Source organism: Pseudomonas sp. P1_A1 (genome assembly GCF_056406935.1).
Genome location: NZ_JBFTZE010000008.1, coordinates 216,823 through 232,735, shown reverse-complemented (window position 1 = coordinate 232,735; position 15,913 = coordinate 216,823). Strand labels below are relative to the sequence as shown.

Annotated in this window: 12 protein-coding genes; 6 read left to right on the top strand and 6 right to left on the bottom strand. The window is 59.3% G+C overall.

Annotated features, from left to right (window positions below; translation table 11 throughout):
• The first annotated feature begins 8 nt into the window (after nucleotides 1-8).
• The gene (locus AC1D2Q_RS14670) at nucleotides 9-3,269 is read left to right on the top strand and encodes a transporter substrate-binding domain-containing protein (RefSeq protein ID WP_477813626.1); all 3,261 of its coding nucleotides are present in this window, start codon (nucleotides 9-11) and stop codon (nucleotides 3,267-3,269) included.
• A 32-nt stretch (nucleotides 3,270-3,301) separates the two neighbouring features.
• On the top strand, nucleotides 3,302-6,247 hold the full coding sequence (locus tag AC1D2Q_RS14665; RefSeq protein ID WP_477813625.1) for an HD domain-containing phosphohydrolase: 2,946 nt from the start codon (nucleotides 3,302-3,304) through the stop codon (nucleotides 6,245-6,247).
• Here AC1D2Q_RS14665 and AC1D2Q_RS14660 read toward each other — a convergent pair whose 3' ends face one another.
• A complete protein-coding gene (locus tag AC1D2Q_RS14660) occupies nucleotides 6,248-6,730 on the bottom strand; it encodes a GAF domain-containing protein (RefSeq protein WP_477813624.1) in 483 nt (160 codons plus the stop codon).
• On the bottom strand, nucleotides 6,727-7,617 hold the full coding sequence (locus AC1D2Q_RS14655; RefSeq protein WP_018930014.1) for an ATP-binding protein: 891 nt from the start codon (nucleotides 7,615-7,617) through the stop codon (nucleotides 6,727-6,729). Before AC1D2Q_RS14655 ends, AC1D2Q_RS14660 begins: the two co-directional genes overlap by 4 nt.
• A 166-nt stretch (nucleotides 7,618-7,783) precedes the next feature.
• Between AC1D2Q_RS14655 and AC1D2Q_RS14650 the strand changes: the two genes are divergently transcribed.
• A complete protein-coding gene (locus AC1D2Q_RS14650; protein WP_019582526.1) occupies nucleotides 7,784-10,105 on the top strand; it encodes a hybrid sensor histidine kinase/response regulator in 2,322 nt (773 codons plus the stop codon).
• On the opposite strand, the gene AC1D2Q_RS14645 is transcribed toward AC1D2Q_RS14650, so the two are convergent.
• The 3 genes from AC1D2Q_RS14645 to msrB form a co-directional block, all read right to left on the bottom strand.
• Nucleotides 10,089-10,550 carry a MarR family winged helix-turn-helix transcriptional regulator gene (locus AC1D2Q_RS14645; protein WP_477813623.1) on the bottom strand — a complete coding sequence of 154 codons (462 nt, stop codon included), beginning with the start codon at nucleotides 10,548-10,550 and terminating at the stop codon, nucleotides 10,089-10,091. The genes AC1D2Q_RS14650 and AC1D2Q_RS14645 overlap by 17 nt on opposite strands.
• Nucleotides 10,547-11,032 (bottom strand): glutathione peroxidase, encoded by a 486-nt coding sequence (locus tag AC1D2Q_RS14640; RefSeq protein ID WP_477813622.1) that lies wholly within the window; start codon nucleotides 11,030-11,032, stop codon nucleotides 10,547-10,549. Before AC1D2Q_RS14640 ends, AC1D2Q_RS14645 begins: the two co-directional genes overlap by 4 nt.
• Nucleotides 11,033-11,186: 154 nt before the next feature.
• Entirely contained in the window at nucleotides 11,187-11,582 is a 396-nt protein-coding gene (msrB, locus tag AC1D2Q_RS14635) for a peptide-methionine (R)-S-oxide reductase MsrB (RefSeq protein ID WP_007940018.1), read from the bottom strand.
• 226 nt (nucleotides 11,583-11,808) lie between these two features.
• Here msrB and AC1D2Q_RS14630 point away from each other — a divergent pair, with 226 nt between their 5' ends.
• Nucleotides 11,809-13,020, top strand: a complete 1,212-nt coding sequence (locus AC1D2Q_RS14630; RefSeq protein WP_007940017.1) for a pyridoxal phosphate-dependent aminotransferase — start codon at nucleotides 11,809-11,811, stop codon at nucleotides 13,018-13,020.
• A 317-nt stretch (nucleotides 13,021-13,337) separates the two neighbouring features.
• Nucleotides 13,338-14,225: a protease HtpX gene (gene htpX, locus AC1D2Q_RS14625; protein WP_008075669.1), complete on the top strand. Its 888-nt coding sequence runs from the start codon at nucleotides 13,338-13,340 to the stop codon at nucleotides 14,223-14,225.
• A gap of 102 nt (nucleotides 14,226-14,327) precedes the next feature.
• On the opposite strand, the gene AC1D2Q_RS14620 is transcribed toward htpX, so the two are convergent.
• The gene (locus AC1D2Q_RS14620) at nucleotides 14,328-14,984 is read right to left on the bottom strand and encodes a thiopurine S-methyltransferase (RefSeq protein ID WP_477813621.1); all 657 of its coding nucleotides are present in this window, start codon (nucleotides 14,982-14,984) and stop codon (nucleotides 14,328-14,330) included.
• Nucleotides 14,985-15,087: 103 nt separating this feature from the next.
• On the opposite strand from AC1D2Q_RS14620, the gene AC1D2Q_RS14615 reads away from it, so the two are divergent.
• Entirely contained in the window at nucleotides 15,088-15,855 is a 768-nt protein-coding gene (locus tag AC1D2Q_RS14615) for a DODA-type extradiol aromatic ring-opening family dioxygenase (RefSeq protein ID WP_477813620.1), read from the top strand.
• The last annotated feature ends 58 nt before the right edge of the window (nucleotides 15,856-15,913 follow it).

Genomic DNA, 15,913 nt, shown 5'->3' with positions numbered 1-15,913 from the left:
GGAACAGGATGCCCAGTCGTTTGAAGGATTATCTAAGACTCATGATCACGGCTTCATGCCTGAGTACCCCAGTGCTCGCGGCGCAGACGGCCAGTGAAAACTACACCCTGCTCAGTCGCTCAACGACCGGGCACATGGAAGTCCGACTGGATACCTCACAACGACAATGGGTCAAAGACAAACGTGAATTGATCCTGGGCACGTCAGGCCCGGATTATCCGCCTTTCGACCTGACCTTAAGCGGCCACGACTACGAAGGTTTCACCGCCGACTACGCCGGCATCCTCGGCAAGGTTACGGGGTTGCCCGTCAAGGTTCAGCGCTTCGCGTCCCGAGGGGCTGCGATCGAGGCACTGGAAAAGGGTCAGGTCGACATGCTCGGCACCGCCAACGGGTTCGAGGCTGACAATGCCGACATTGCACTGTCCATTCCTTACGCCGTGGATCAACCCGTGCTGGTCACACGGGAAGGAGAAACCCGATCACTGGCAGATGGACTCGCCGGCCTGCGGCTTAGCATGGTCTATCACTATCTGCCCCTGGACGAAGTCAGGGCGCTGTATCCGAAGGCAATCATCACCTCCTACCCGTCCTACCAAAATGCAATCAACGCGGTTGCCTTCGACCAGGCCGACGTTTTTCTCGGTGACACCATTTCAACTCATTACATGATCAACAAGGGGTATCTGAACAACATCCGCATGGCCAACTTCGGTAAACACGAAGCCCATGGTTTCAGCTTTGCCGTACAGAAGGGCAACCCGGACCTGCTCGGGATCATCAACGCGGTACTCAAGGCCATCCCCACCAGCGAACGGGAAAACATCGCCAAACGCTGGAGTGCCGGCAGCGACATTCTTCTCACCGATCAAAAACTGCAACTCACCCACCACGAAGAACGCTGGCTGACGCAACATCCGGTTGTGCGGGTGGTGGTTAATGAAGCGTTTGCGCCGCTGACGTTTTTTGACAGCGACGGCAACTTTCGGGGTGTCACGGCTGACCTGCTCGAACTGATCAGACTGCGCACCGGTTTGCGGTTTGAGATCCAGCGCAGCCGAAGCGATGACGAGATGGTCGAGCAGATCGCTAACCGGCAGGCCGACCTGATCGCCGCCCTGCTCCCCAGTGCACAGCGTGAAACGATGTTGAACTTCAGCCGCCCTTATCTGGAAAACTCCTTTGTCCTGCTGACGCGCAAAGCCGCCGACAGCCCGACAAACCTCAACCAGCTGCAGGACAAACGCCTGGCCATTGCCCAGGGCAATCCACTGGTGGATTACCTGCGTAGCGAGTTTCCGCGGATAAACCTGGTTGAAACCCCGGACACATTCAGTGCCGTGGAGTTGCTCGCCCAGGGCAAGGCAGAAGGTGCGGTGAATTCACTGGTGATCGCCAATTACTTCATCTCATCGCGGATCTTCGAGCGGACACTTCAGATCACCACCACCATCGGCACCCAACAGGCGGCATTTTCCCTGGCGACCGGGCGCGACGCCAAAGAACTGAATGCCATCCTCGACAAAGCGCTGTTGAGCATCGCACCAGAAGAGCTGGGCATTATCAATAACCGCTGGCGTGGCTATTCGGCGGCCTCGCAAAGTACCTGGCGCAACTATCACAGAGTGTTCTATCAGATCGTTACCGGTGCTGGCGTACTGCTGCTGATCTCCGTTGCCTGGAACGCCTATATGAGACGCCAGATAAAACAGCGGCAGGCGGCGAAAGAACGTGCCGATGAAGCCAACCGGGCTAAAAGCACCTTTCTGGCAACCATGAGCCATGAGATCCGCACGCCGATGAACGCGATCATCGGCATGCTGGAGCTAACACTCAAACGTATTGATCCTGGCCATCCGGATCGACCGGCCATCGACGTCGCGTATCACTCGGCGAAAGACCTGTTGGAACTGATCGGGGACATTCTCGACATTGCGCGCATCGAGTCCGGACGTCTGAGCCTGAGCCCGGAACGCGTCAATCTGGCTGAAGCCGTGGCCTCGGTGGTGAGGATCTTCGACGGGCTGGCCCGGCAAAAAAATCTCGGACTGCACCTGGCATTCAAGCCTGCAAAACCTGCGACCGATGTCCTGTTGGACCCGATGCGTTTCAAACAGGTGCTGTCCAACCTGGTCAGCAATGCAATCAAGTTTACGCAACAGGGTCAGGTCAGGATCAGCGTCGAGTTGCAACCGACCGACGAGCCCGACCGCGTGCAGCTGCAGTTGCTGGTTGAGGACAGCGGCGCCGGGATCAGCGAGCAGGATCAGCAGCGACTGTTCGAGCCTTTCGTCCAGGCCAATAACTCCGGCCAGTTACCCAGGGGCGGTGCGGGGCTGGGCCTGGTGATCAGCCGCAATCTGTGCGAAATGATGGGCGGCAACCTGCAATTGAGCAGCCAGCCTGGGGTCGGCACTCAGGTTCGGGTTTCGCTGAATCTGGCAACCCTGCCGCCTGTACAGATACCGGAAACTGCCGAACCACAGATTCACCAGAGCGCTGCCCCCTTGAACGTTCTGGTGGTCGACGATCACCCGGCCAATCGCTTGCTCATGTGCCAGCAACTGGAGTTTCTGGGGCATCGGTTCAAGGTCGCAGCAGATGGCGAAGCGGGATTGGAGGCGTGGAAAGATCAGCCATTCGACCTGGTGATTGCCGATTGCAATATGCCGATCATGAATGGATATGAGATGGCTCGTGCCATTCGCCAACATGAACAGCGCATGCAGCGCCCTGCCTGTACCGTTCTGGGTTTCACCGCTAATGCGCAACCGGAGGAAAGACAACGCTGCAAACAAGCCGGGATGGACGATTGCCTGTTCAAACCTCTCAGCCTGACAGCCTTGAGCCAATGGATCGAAGGCATTGTGCCGACGGTCCGCGGCCCGGCGTTCAGTCTGGAGGGGCTGCACCTGTTAACCGGTGGCAACCCGGCACTGAACCGGCGATTGTTGACCGAGCTGCTGAATAGCAACCACCTGGATCGGCAAACGCTGCTGACGTTGTCCCGGTCAAACGACCGGCAGGCACTCCTCGACATCGCCCACAAAATCAAGGGAGCGGCGCGAATCGTCCAGGCCTCTCGACTGATCGACAGTTGCGAGGCGCTCGAAAAGGCCTGCAATGACAGGTTCCAGCACGACGAAGTAGCCGATTGCAGCAAGTCCACGGAACGCGCCATGCTCGAACTGGAGCGGGCATTACAACAACAGATCGCGTGCCACGACAAAAAGCAGAATGATGGAGCGTTAACTATGCTGGAAGGCTGAGCAGTGTGTTCATCGTCATGGAGAAAGCTGCAATGCCCAGCCCACTGCGCCCGGACCAACGCCGATTGCCCCTGCACATCCATATCAGCGTGATGTTCACGTTCCTGTTGTTGCTGACCGGGGTGGTGCTGGGCATTTTCAACTATCGGCAAACCACCCGAATCATTCTTTCCAGCAGTGAAAAGCTCTTCAATCGCATCGAGCAGGATGTCCGTCTGGACCTGCATCGCACCTATGAGCCGATTCGTCATCTGCTGAGCCTGCTGGCGGACAATCCGGCAACCCAGGCGCCCGACCTTGAGCAACGCCTGGCGTTGCTCAAGCCCTTCAGTCAATCGCTCAAGGACAACCCCGATCTGGCCTCGCTGTACCTGGGCTACAGCAATGGCGACTTCTTCATGGTTCGCCCCCTGCGCAGCGTCGCCCTGAAAACGCAGCTCAAGGCACCGGACATCGCGGCGTATCAGGTATGGAGCATCGAGCATCCAGGCAGCGGTCAGGTCCGCTCCCAATCCTTATTTTTCGATCAGAACCTGGCCCTCATCAGCCGTCTGGACAACCCCGACGAAATTTACGATCCGCGCTCCCGCGCCTGGTTCTCCAGCGCCCGCAGCGACCGTGATCAGATCACCACCGAGCCCTACCTGTTCTTCTCCACCCACAACGTCGGCACAACCCTGGCGCGGCGCAGTGGTGAGCAAGCGGTGATGGGGGCCGACCTTACGCTGGCGGAACTGTCGGCAACCCTGGCCAAACATGTCGTGACGCCCGGCACCGAAATTGTGCTGCTCGATGCCGAGGGTAATGCCGTCGCCTACCCTGACAGCAGCAAACTGATCATCGACGACCAGACGGCCCGGCTGATCAAAGCCGCCGACCTGAGCCCCAGCCTCGCGGCCCTGCTCACCAGTCCCCCTGAGATCAATCGCCTGAACGCCGCGGGTCGTCAATGGATCGTGGCGCGCAGCAGCATGCAGGAGGGTGGCCCCCAGGGGCTGCAACTGGCGCTGCTGGTGCCGGAAGACGAATTGCTCGTCGATGCCTATCGCATGCGCTGGCAAGGCGCGCTGATTACCCTGGCAACGCTGCTGTTGTGCCTGCCCATGGGTTGGTTGACCTCGAGGGTCCTGGTCACCCCCCTGCGCGCCCTGGTGCGGGAAGCCGATGCGATTCGTAGTTTCGACTTCAATTTTCCGGCCAGCCGTCGCTCGCCGGTGCTGGAAGTCGACCAATTGAGCGTGTCGATGGCGCGCATGAAAGACACCCTGGCGAGTTTTTTCCGGATCACCGACAGCCTGAGCGCCGAAACCCGTTTCGCCCCCTTGCTGCAACGGGTGCTGTTTGAAACCGTGCAGATCGGCCAGGCCCAGGCCGGTCTGATCTACCTGCGCGAAGGTGATGAAAATCGCGTGGAACCTCATGCGCTGGTCATCAACGGCAGTTCACAGGCCTTGCCGTCATTCGACATTCAAGGACACGTACCCCTGGATTCGCAGAGCCCTCAGTGGATGCAAACACTGTCGACCGCCGACAATGTCGTTACCTCTCTGGGCTTCGAACAGGCGGGGGATCTGCAGAAAGTCTTGCTCGCGATGGAGTGCCCGCGGGTTCATCTGGTCGGTATTCGGCTACACAATCGGCATAACGAAACCGTGGGGCTGCTGGTCCTGTTGCTGGCCGACAGCGGCACACAAGACGACCTGGAAAAACTGCGCCCGGATCGCATCGCGTTTCTCCAGGCGGTGTCCGGCGCGGCCGCTGTGAGTATCGAAAGTCAGCGCCTGCAAGCCAGGCAAAAACAACTGCTGGACTCGTTCATTCAATTGCTGGCCGGCGCAATCGATGCCAAGAGCCCTTACACCGGCGGGCACTGCCAGCGGGTGCCGGCACTGACGCTGATGTTGGCGCAGGCGGCCGCCGCCAGTCAGGACCCGGCCTTCAGCAGCTATCAGCCCGGCGAAGATGAATGGGAGGCGCTGCACGTCGCCGCCTGGCTGCATGATTGCGGCAAGGTCACCACCCCTGAATACGTGGTCGACAAAGCCACGAAACTTGAGACCCTGTACGACCGCATCCACGAAATCCGCACCCGTTTCGAAGTCCTCAAGCGTGATGCCTGGATCAATTATTGGCAGGCCATCGCCCTGGGGGGTAACGAGGCGCATCTGGCGCAATTGCGCAATGCGAGCCTGGCGGCGCTGGATGATGATTTCGCGTTCGTGGCGCGCTGCAACGTGGGCAGCGAGGCCATGGCCGAGGCCGATCTGCAGCGGCTGAACACCATCGCCCAACGTACCTGGACCCGAACCCTGGATGATCGGCTTGGCGTTTCGTGGGAAGAGAACCGGCGCCAGGCCCGGACCCCGGCGCCGACCCTGCCGGTCAGCGAGCCACTGTTGGCGGATAAACCCGAGCATCTGCTCGAGCGTGCCGACAGCGAACTGATCCCGGACGACAATCCCTGGGGGTTCAAGCTCGACGTGCCGCGCTACAAGTACAACCGCGGCGAACTTTACAACTTGAGCATCGCCCGAGGCACCCTGACCCGCGAGGAGCGTTACATCATCAATCACCACATGGTGCAGACGATCCTGATGCTCAGTCACCTGCCTTTCCCCGGCCACCTCAATAACGTCGCGGAAATCGCCGGAGGCCACCACGAAAAAATGGACGGCACCGGTTATCCCAAACGCTTGAAGCGCGAAGACATGAGCCTGCCGGCGCGGATGATGGCGATTGCCGATATTTTCGAAGCGCTGACCGCCGCCGATCGCCCCTACAAGAAAGCCAAGTCCTTGAGCGAAGCGCTGGGCATCATGGCCACCATGTGCCGTGACGCCCACATCGACGCTGAATTGTTCGGGCTGTTCATCAACGACGAAATCTACTTGCAGTACGCCAGCCAATTCCTGGAGCCACAACAGATCGATACCGTCGACCCGACAAGCCTGCTGATCAAGGCCGGCTTGAAGGCCTGATCAGCAGTCGGTCAGACGCAGGAAAATCGCCGCCAGTTGCTCGATTCCGGCCTGATCTTCAGCGGTAAAACGCGCCAGCTTCGGGCTGTCGAGGTCCAGCACGCCGATCAGTCGACCGTCCTTGACCAACGGCACGACGAGTTCACTGTTCGAGGCGCTGTCGCAAGCGATGTGGCCGGGGAATGCATGTACGTCTTCGACCCGCTGGGTCTGCAAGGTGGCAGCGGCAGCCCCGCACACGCCGCGACCGAATGGAATCCGTACACAGGCGATCTGCCCCTGAAACGGGCCAAGCACCAGTTCTTCGTTGCGATTAAGGTAGAAACCGGCCCAGTTCAGGTCATCGAGCTGGTTGAACACAAACGCGGAAAATTGCGCGGCGTTGGCGATAAAATCACGCTCGTCCGCCAGCAACGATTCCAGCTGTGCCCATAGCATGCCGTAGCCCTCAAGGCCCTGGCCGCTCTTTTGTAAATCGATCATGCCTTTTGCTCCAACAGCTTCAGCCCGACCCAATAGCGGGCAAATTGATACGCGCAACGTCCGTTGCGATTACCCCGGCCCGTGGCCCAGCGCACCGCGAGGATGTCCAACTCTTCGTCACGCTGCCACTTGAGGCCGGCCTTGTCGGCCAATTGGCCGATCCAGTGCTCGACGACGTTGAGGAAATGTTCCTGAGTAAACGGATAGAACGACAGCCACAGGCCAAAACGGTCCGACAGTGCGATCTTGTCTTCCACCGCCTCATTGGGATGGAGCTCGCCATCGACCCTTTTCCAGTTTTCGTTATCGCTTTCCTTTTCCGGCACCAGATGGCGACGGTTGGAGGTGGCGTACAGCAGAACGTTATCTGGCGCCTGCTCGAGAGAGCCATCGAGTACGCTTTTGAGCACGCGATAATCACCCTCGCCCGACTCGAACGACAGGTCATCGCAGAACAGCACAAACCGTTGAGGCAGCTTGGCAATCTGCTCGACCACCCGCGGCAAGTCAGCCAGGTGATCGCGCTCGATCTCGATCAGCCGCAGGCCGTTCTTGGCGTGTTCGGCCAGCAAGGCGCGCACCAGCGACGACTTACCGGTGCCCCGCGAGCCCCAGAGCAAGGCGTGATTGGCAGGCATGCCGTCGAGGAACTGTTGAGTATTGCGGCCCAATTGCTCAAGTTGCCGGTCAACGCCGATCAGGTCGGACAGGCGCATGTCGAGGCTGACTTGCAGCGGCAACAGAAAACCGTTGCGACCCTCGCGTTGCCAGCGTGCGGCCAGGCAGTGTGTCCAGTCGACAGTTTGCCGAGGCGCCGGCAGCAGCGGTTCGATACGGGCCAGAACGGCATCGGCGCGTTCAAGAAAAGCATTCAATCGGGAATCCACGTCTTCTCCTCGGGCACGTTCACAGTGATGATGGCGGTACAGCGACGAAACACAGCATCCGATGCCCGGCCAACACCCCGTACAGGTGTTTTGCGAGAACATCGGTATCCATTGATGATCGACTATGCTTGAGCAGCGAAGGGAAACGGAAGTGGTTCAACATCCCATGGATATCAAGTTCAGCCAGCGGCTGTCGTACAAGCAAGCCAAGCTCACGGTGCTGGTCGGTTTCATTCTGGGCACGCTGCTCAGCCTTGTGCAAATAGGCATCGATTATGCCAGCGAAGACGCCTCCATCAACCGCGAAATCCTGTCGTTGCTGGAAATCAGCCATAACCCCGCATCTCGCATCGCCTACAACATCGACGCCGAACTCGCCCAGGAGCTGATCCTGGGCCTGCTGCGCTCCCCGGCGATCATCGGCGCGAAATTGACCGACAACAACAATACTGTGCTGGCCAGCGTCAAACGCCCGGGCCTGGAAAACAATTACCGGATGCTCAGCGACTTCCTGTTCGGCGCCAACCGACAGTTTGAAGACCGTCTTTACCTCGACCACTTGCCGGACGAATCCCTCGGGACCTTGCGCCTGGAAGTCGATACATACACTTTCGGCAGTCGTTTCCTGCGCCGGGCCGAAGTGACCCTGCTCAATGGCTTCGCGCGCAGTCTGATCCTTACGGGCATTCTGCTGGCGCTGTTTTACGTGATGCTGACCAAACCGCTGGTACGGGTCATCCGCGAACTCAGTGGTCGTGATCCGCGCAGCGCAGAGCCGACCTGGCTGGAGTATCCGGCAGGGCATGAAAACGATGAAATCGGCGTCTTGGTCAAGGTCGCTAATCAACAGTTCGATAACATTGCCACCGAGATCCAGCAGCGGCGCAATGCCGAAAACCGTCTGACCGACTACCTCTCGCAACTGGAAAATATCGTCTCGGCCCGTACGGCGGAACTCAAGGCCATCAACTCCCGGCTCAGCCAGTCCAACGAGGAACTGGAAGTCGCCCGCCGCACCGCCCTGGACATGGCCGAGGCACGCTCGGTGTTCCTGGCCAACATGAGCCATGAAATCCGCACGCCTCTCAACGGTCTGCTGGGGATGATCGCGCTCTCGTTGGACGGGCCGCTCAATGCCGAGCAGCAGCAACAGCTGTCCATCGCCCATGACTCGGGCAAAGTGCTGGTGGAGCTGCTCAACGATATTCTCGACCTGTCGAAATTCGATGCCGGCCAGTTGGAACTCGAACACATTCCATTCGACCTCGGATCGCTGATCGAAGACACCGCCAACCTGCTGTCCCAGAACGCCGCGCCGAGCGTCGAGCTGACGTGCCTGATCGACCCGCAATTTCCCGCGCTGGTACTCGGTGATCCGACCCGGGTCCGGCAGATCGTCAGCAACCTGTTGTCCAACGCCCTCAAGTTCACCCGCTTCGGGCGGGTCGATGTGCGTCTTTCAACGTTCGAAGACGGCGTGCGAATCGAGGTCTGCGACACTGGCATCGGCATTGCCCAAGACGCACAGGTCAAAATCTTCCAGCCGTTTACCCAGGCCGGCGCCGGCATTACCCGGCAATTCGGCGGTACCGGGCTGGGCCTGGCGCTGACTTATAACCTCTGCGAAGCCATGCAGGGGCGTCTGACGATCAGCTCGGAAGCAGGCTTCGGCAGTCAGTTCTGCGCCGACCTGCCGCTGCCCTGCCACACTCGCGCCATCCCGCCAGCAGCTCTGCAAGGCAACATCGTCGCGATCACGGCCGCCAGCAGCGGACTGGCGGAGCTGCTACAGAATCTATTGCCCGAATGGGGGCTCGGCTATCAACAACGTTCCATCGATGACCGATTGATCGGCCTGAAACCGGATGTGTTGATCACCGACTGCCCCGAATGCCTGTTTGGCCTGCGCCCTACTTTAACCGCGCCGATTCTGCTGGTGACCGCTTACGGCAGTTTCCTGCCCAGCGAGCAAGCCAGCGCCCTGGCACCTTTGCAGCAACAGGCGCGACCGTTGGCGCGCAATGCGCTTTACCAGACATTGCGACGGATCTTGCAGCCGGAACTCAACACGATCAACGGTGCCCGGGTCGAAGTCCTCTCACCCCAGCGACGCGGGCGCATCCTGCTGGTGGAGGACAACCCGGTCAATCAGTTGGTGGCCAAGGGCATGCTCGGCAAACTCGGCTGCGAGGTGAGCGTCGCGGCCCATGGTGCCGAAGCCCTGGATCAGCTCGAACACAGCGAATTCGACCTGGTGCTGATGGACTGCAACATGCCGGTGATGGACGGTTATGAAGCCAGCCGGCAGATCCGTCGCAGCGGGCGTTGGCCACAACTGCCCATCGTCGCCCTGACCGCCAACGCCATGTCCGAAGAACGCGAGCGTTGCCGTGCGGCGGGCATGAGCGACTACCTGGCCAAACCCTTCCGCCGGGAAGAACTGGCGGCCCTGCTCGACTTGTGGATACCCACTACGACAGCGATTTGATGTGCCCCAACAGGTGATCGAGACCATCGCGCAGCTCATTCAGGCGATCCAGATCGACACCRCTATCGCACAACAGGCGGGCCTTGAGCGGCCCGACCTGATCGCGCAAGGCCTTGCCAGTGGACGACAGGCTCAAGTGCACCTCGCGCTCATCGCGCGCCGAACGCTGGCGCTGCACCAGTTGCAGTTGCTCAAGACGCTTGAGCAACGGCGTCAGGGTCCCGGAATCCAGCGCCAGGCGCTCACCCAGCGCCTTGACCGTCGGCTGCTCCGGCGCCGCCTCCTGCCATTCCCACAGCACCAGCATCGCCAGGTATTGCGGGTAGGTCAGGCCCAGTTGATCGAGCATCGGCTTGTAGGCACGGATCACCGCCCGAGAAGCGGCGTACAGCTTGAAGCAGAGCTGACTGTCGAGTTTCAGCGAATCGACTGACAACGTGCTCATTTGAGCAGGGCTTCGATCTCGCGGCGCAGCGCTTGCGGCTTGGTGGCCGGAGCAAAGCGCTTGACCAGCTGACCATCCTTGCCGATCAGGAACTTGGTGAAGTTCCATTTGATGCCCTGGGAACCCAATACACCTGGCGCGCGTTTTTTCAGCTGCACGAACAGCGGATGAGCGCCGGCGCCGTTGACTTCGATCTTCTTGAACAGCGGGAAACTCACCCCGTAATTCAGCTCGCAGAACTCGGAAATCGCCCCTTCGCTGCCCGGCTCCTGCTGGCCGAACTGATTGCAGGGAAACCCGAGCACCACCAAACCTTGATCCTTGTAGCTCTGCCAGAGCTCTTCGAGGCCTTTGTACTGCGGGGTGAAACCACATTTGCTGGCAGTGTTGACCACCAGCACCGCTTTACCGGCGAAATCGGCCAGGGTCTTTTGCTCCCCCTTGATGGTGGTGCAAGGGATGCTCAGCAGGTTGTCGCTCATGGCACGAACTCCGAATGAAGGAATATCAAACATAGCGAGCAATTGAATTGCGTGCAATTTAATAAATCAATAGATGCCCGGCACGCGAACATCATTGCAGGAGCTGCCGGAGGCTGCTCCCGCGTACACAAGTCAAACGCACGACATTATCGGATTATTCGCGGGGAACGAGGTCCAGGCACACCGAGTTGATGCAATAACGCAAACCGGTTGGCGGCGGACCGTCCGGGAACACATGCCCAAGGTGCGCATCGCATTTGGCGCAGACCACTTCGGTACGGATCATGCCGTGGCTGATATCACGGATCTCGACCATCGCGCTGTCGCCGATCGGCGCATAGAAGCTCGGCCAGCCGCAGCCGGAATCGAACTTGGTTTTGGAGTCGAACAGCGGTGCATTGCAGCAGATGCAGTGGTAAACGCCGTCGGTTTTGGTGCCGTTGTATTTACCGGAGAACGGTCGCTCGGTGCCCTTGAGGCGGCAAACGTTGTACTGCTCCGGATCAAGCATGGCCCGCCATTCTTCCAGGGTTTTTTCCAACTTTTCCATTGATACACCTCAGCAGCTGAAAAAGCCCGATCTGTACCTTTTCCACGGATCGGGCGGCACGTATGATTGCGCCTCGTCAAACGCCAGTCTGGCAGCCAGACCACGCGCATTCAAACGGATTTATGAGTGCCGCCACTCAAGGCGTCAGGCCTGTGTGAATACGCAGGATTCCCAGCACGGTCGTTCACACGCCGCCTGGATCGTTCATTTTCGGGAACACATCGCCATGCAGGTCAGCAAATCGAACAAGCTCGCCAACGTCTGCTACGACATTCGCGGCCCAGTGCTCAAGCACGCCAAACGCCTGGAAGAGGAAGGCCATCGCATCCTCAAGCTGAACATTGGCAACCCGGCGCCCTTTGGTTTCGAAGCGCCGGACGAAATCCTTCAGGACGTGATCCGCAACCTGCCGACCGCCCAGGGCTACAGCGACTCCAAAGGCCTGTTCAGCGCCCGTAAAGCCGTGATGCAGTACTACCAGCAAAAGCAGGTGGAAGGCGTCGGCATTGAAGACATCTACCTGGGCAACGGCGTTTCCGAACTGATCGTGATGTCGATGCAGGCCCTGCTCAACAACGGCGACGAAGTGCTGGTGCCGGCCCCCGACTATCCGCTGTGGACCGCCGCAGTGAGCCTGGCGGGCGGCAACCCGGTGCATTACCTGTGCGACGAGCAGGCCAACTGGTGGCCGGACCTGGCCGACATCAAGGCCAAGATCACCCCGAACACCAAGGCCCTGGTGATCATCAACCCGAACAACCCGACCGGCGCGGTGTATTCGAAAGAAGTCCTGCTGGGCATGCTGGAACTGGCCCGCCAACACAATCTGGTGGTGTTCTCCGACGAGATCTACGACAAGATCCTGTACGATGACGCCGTGCATATCTGCACCGCTTCGCTCGCTCCGGACCTGCTGTGCCTGACTTTCAACGGCCTGTCCAAGTCCTATCGCGTGGCCGGCTTCCGCTCCGGCTGGATCGCCATTTCCGGCCCGAAACACCACGCCCAGAGCTACATCGAAGGCATCGACATGCTGGCTAATATGCGCTTGTGTGCCAACGTGCCGAGCCAGCACGCGATCCAGACCGCACTCGGCGGCTATCAGAGCATCAACGATCTGGTATTGCCCCAAGGGCGCCTGCTGGAACAGCGCAATCGTACCTGGGAACTGCTCAACGACATTCCGGGCGTGAGCTGCGTCAAGCCGATGGGTGCGCTGTATGCGTTCCCGCGGATCGATCCGAAAGTCTGCCCGATCCACAACGACGAGAAATTCGTGCTCGACCTGCTGCTCTCGGAAAAGCTGCTGGTGGTACAAGGCACGGCCTTCAACTGGCCATGGCCAGACCATTTCCGCGTGGTCACCCTGCCACGGGTCGACGACCTGGATCAGGCCATTGGCCGGATCGGCAACTTCCTCAAGTCCTATCGCCAGTAAATGGCCTGTCACCGTGCGACGCGGATAAAAGTCGCACGGTGATTAATTCAGCAACACTTCTGTGCGCCCTGCCCTGCCTCGTTGTTTCAAGCGCTGACTGACGACACGCTTCATGCCCACGCCCAACAACGGCGGGGGCCTGTGACGCTAATCGGCTGACAACCGTTTCCCATGTCGACGTCGGAAATGCCCTTCAAGCAGCTAGACTGTTGCCGTAGGACACAGTTTGAAATAGTCACCCGGTTGAATAGCCCGGTGCAGCACCTTATATACCCCGCAGTACGCTACATCTTTAGCACGAGGAGATTTCTACAACCATGATGCGCATTTTGCTGTTTTTGGCCACTAACCTGGCGGTCGTGCTGATTGCCAGCATCACCCTGAGCCTTTTCGGCTTCAACGGGTTCATGGCGGCCAACGGGGTTGATCTCAACCTCAATCAGCTGCTGATTTTCTGTGCGGTCTTTGGTTTCGCCGGTTCCCTGTTCTCGCTGTTCATCTCCAAGTGGATGGCGAAAATGAGCACCAGCACCCAGATCATCAGCCAGCCGCGCACCCGGCACGAGCAATGGCTGCTGCAAACCGTCGAGCAACTGTCCCGCGAAGCCGGGATCAAGATGCCCGAAGTCGGGATTTTCCCGGCCTATGAAGCCAACGCCTTCGCCACCGGCTGGAACAAGAACGACGCACTGGTCGCGGTCAGCCAGGGCTTGCTCGAGCGTTTCTCACCGGATGAAGTGAAAGCCGTTCTGGCCCACGAAATCGGTCACGTGGCCAATGGCGACATGGTCACCCTGGCGTTGATCCAGGGCGTGGTGAACACCTTCGTGATGTTCTTCGCCCGGATCATCGGCAACTTTGTCGACAAGGTGATCTTCAAGAACGAAGAAGGCCAGGGTATCGCCTACTACGTGGCGACCATCTTCGCCGAACTGGTTCTGGGCATCCTGGCCAGTGCCATCGTCATGTGGTTCTCGCGCAAGCGTGAATTCCGCGCCGACGACGCCGGCGCACGCCTGGCGGGTACCAGCGCAATGATCGGCGCCCTGCAGCGTTTGCGTGCCGAACAAGGGCTGCCGGTACACATGCCGGATACCCTCAATGCCTTCGGCATCAACGGTGGTCTCAAACAAGGGTTCGCCCGCATGTTCATGAGCCACCCGCCACTGGAAGAACGCATCGACGCACTGCGTCGCCGGGGCTGACAGGTTCCGCAGCACTAGCAGCACTAAAAGAAAAGGCCCGCAGTGAATGCGGGCCTTTTTTTGTCTGCTGAGTGGTGCTCTTCAGGGCATCATCAGCAGCTTTTATCGGCTGGAAACCCGATACACACGCTCCTCAAGCCGCGTGACACCGGCCTCGAGAAACTTCCAGCTCTCACCCAGGACGTCCTGGTCTTCCAGGATCTTCAGCTCCCACGAAGCCCCCAGCAGCCGTTGCACTTCGTCATCAAGCACAGCAAATGGCGGCCCGGCCATTTGTGTCTGGTCGTAATCCAGCGTAATCAAAATCCCTAAAGAATCCTTCGGCAGAATCCGAATCAGATGAGCCGCGTATTGCTCACGCATCGTCGACGGCAAGGCGATCAATGCTGCGCGGTCGTACAGTGCGCTGCAATCGGCAACATCGCCTGCCGTCAATTCGAAGAAATCGCCGCACCACAGCTCGATCGACCCGGCCCGATAGACGTTGAAAGGCCCCTGCTCGCTGATTGCCGGGTCCAGTTGATGCTCATTGAAAAAGTCCTCGATGGCCTTTTCCGACAACTCGATACCCAGCACCTCATGACCGCAATGCGCCAGCCACAACAGGTCCAGGCTCTTGCCACACAACGGCACCAGTACGCGAGAACCTTCATCAAGGCCCAGTTGCGGCCAGAACCGTTGCAGATAGGGATTTACTTCCGGCAGATGGAAGCCGATCTGATTCGACGCCCATCGTTTGTGCCAAAACTCCGGCTGCATAATTAACCCCGAAAAATTCGATCAAAAGACCCTAAAACTTATATTAGATTTAGATCAATGATCTGACTGAAGATGCTGCCATCTTACTCCCAGGAGCTCAATTATGTTCCCCAGCCTGTATATCTCTCATGGCTCCCCCATGCTGGCCCTGGAACCTGGCGCCAGTGGGCCGGCCCTCGCGGATCTGGTGGCGACAATGCCCAAGCCCAAGGCCATCGTGATCGTTTCCGCGCACTGGGAAAGCAGCGAATTGCTGGTCAGCGGCAACCCTCAACCCGAAACCTGGCACGACTTCGGCGGTTTTCCGCGGGCCTTGTTCGAGGTGCAGTACCCGGCACCCGGCAGCCCGCAACTGGCGACAGAGGTTGTCGAGCTGCTGAAAACCGATGGCCTGCCTGCGCGCATCGATACCAAGCGCCCCTTCGACCACGGCGTTTGGGTACCCTTGTCGTTGATGTACCCGCAGGCCGATGTCCCGGTGGTGCAGGTCTCGCTGCCCACCCGTGGCGGCCCGGCGCTGCAAACCCGCGTCGGCCATGCCCTGGCCAGCCTGCGCGAGCACGGCGTGCTGTTGATCGGTTCTGGCAGCATTACCCACAACCTGCGCGAACTGGACTGGCACGCCGGCCCGGAAAGCGTCGAACCCTGGGCCAAGGCGTTCCGCGACTGGATGATCGAGAAGCTCGAAGCGAACGATGAAGCCGCGCTGCACGACTATCGCCAGCAAGCGCCGAACGCTGTGCGCAACCATCCGAGTGACGAACATCTGCTGCCACTGTACTTCGCCCGCTCGGCCGGGGGTGAGTTCAGCGTTGTGCACCAGGGGTTCACCATGGGGGCGCTGGGGATGGATATTTATCGTTTCGGCTGATCTTTTCCACAGGCATAAAAAATCCCCGAACCAGTCGGGGATTTTTATGTTCGATCAA

What these genes read in the sequence shown, in the direction of transcription:
- AC1D2Q_RS14670 (WP_477813626.1), top strand. Translation starts at nt 9, where the DNA reads ATGCCCAGTCGTTTGAAGGATTATCTAAGACTCATGATCACGGCTTCA.
- AC1D2Q_RS14665 (WP_477813625.1), top strand. Translation starts at nt 3,302, where the DNA reads ATGCCCAGCCCACTGCGCCCGGACCAACGCCGATTGCCCCTGCACATC.
- AC1D2Q_RS14660 (WP_477813624.1), bottom strand. Translation starts at nt 6,730, where the DNA reads ATGATCGATTTACAAAAGAGCGGCCAGGGCCTTGAGGGCTACGGCATG.
- AC1D2Q_RS14650 (WP_019582526.1), top strand. Translation starts at nt 7,784, where the DNA reads ATGGATATCAAGTTCAGCCAGCGGCTGTCGTACAAGCAAGCCAAGCTC.
- AC1D2Q_RS14640 (WP_477813622.1), bottom strand. Translation starts at nt 11,032, where the DNA reads ATGAGCGACAACCTGCTGAGCATCCCTTGCACCACCATCAAGGGGGAG.
- msrB (WP_007940018.1), bottom strand. Translation starts at nt 11,582, where the DNA reads ATGGAAAAGTTGGAAAAAACCCTGGAAGAATGGCGGGCCATGCTTGAT.
- AC1D2Q_RS14630 (WP_007940017.1), top strand. Translation starts at nt 11,809, where the DNA reads ATGCAGGTCAGCAAATCGAACAAGCTCGCCAACGTCTGCTACGACATT.
- htpX (WP_008075669.1), top strand. Translation starts at nt 13,338, where the DNA reads ATGATGCGCATTTTGCTGTTTTTGGCCACTAACCTGGCGGTCGTGCTG.
- AC1D2Q_RS14620 (WP_477813621.1), bottom strand. Translation starts at nt 14,984, where the DNA reads ATGCAGCCGGAGTTTTGGCACAAACGATGGGCGTCGAATCAGATCGGC.
- AC1D2Q_RS14615 (WP_477813620.1), top strand. Translation starts at nt 15,088, where the DNA reads ATGTTCCCCAGCCTGTATATCTCTCATGGCTCCCCCATGCTGGCCCTG.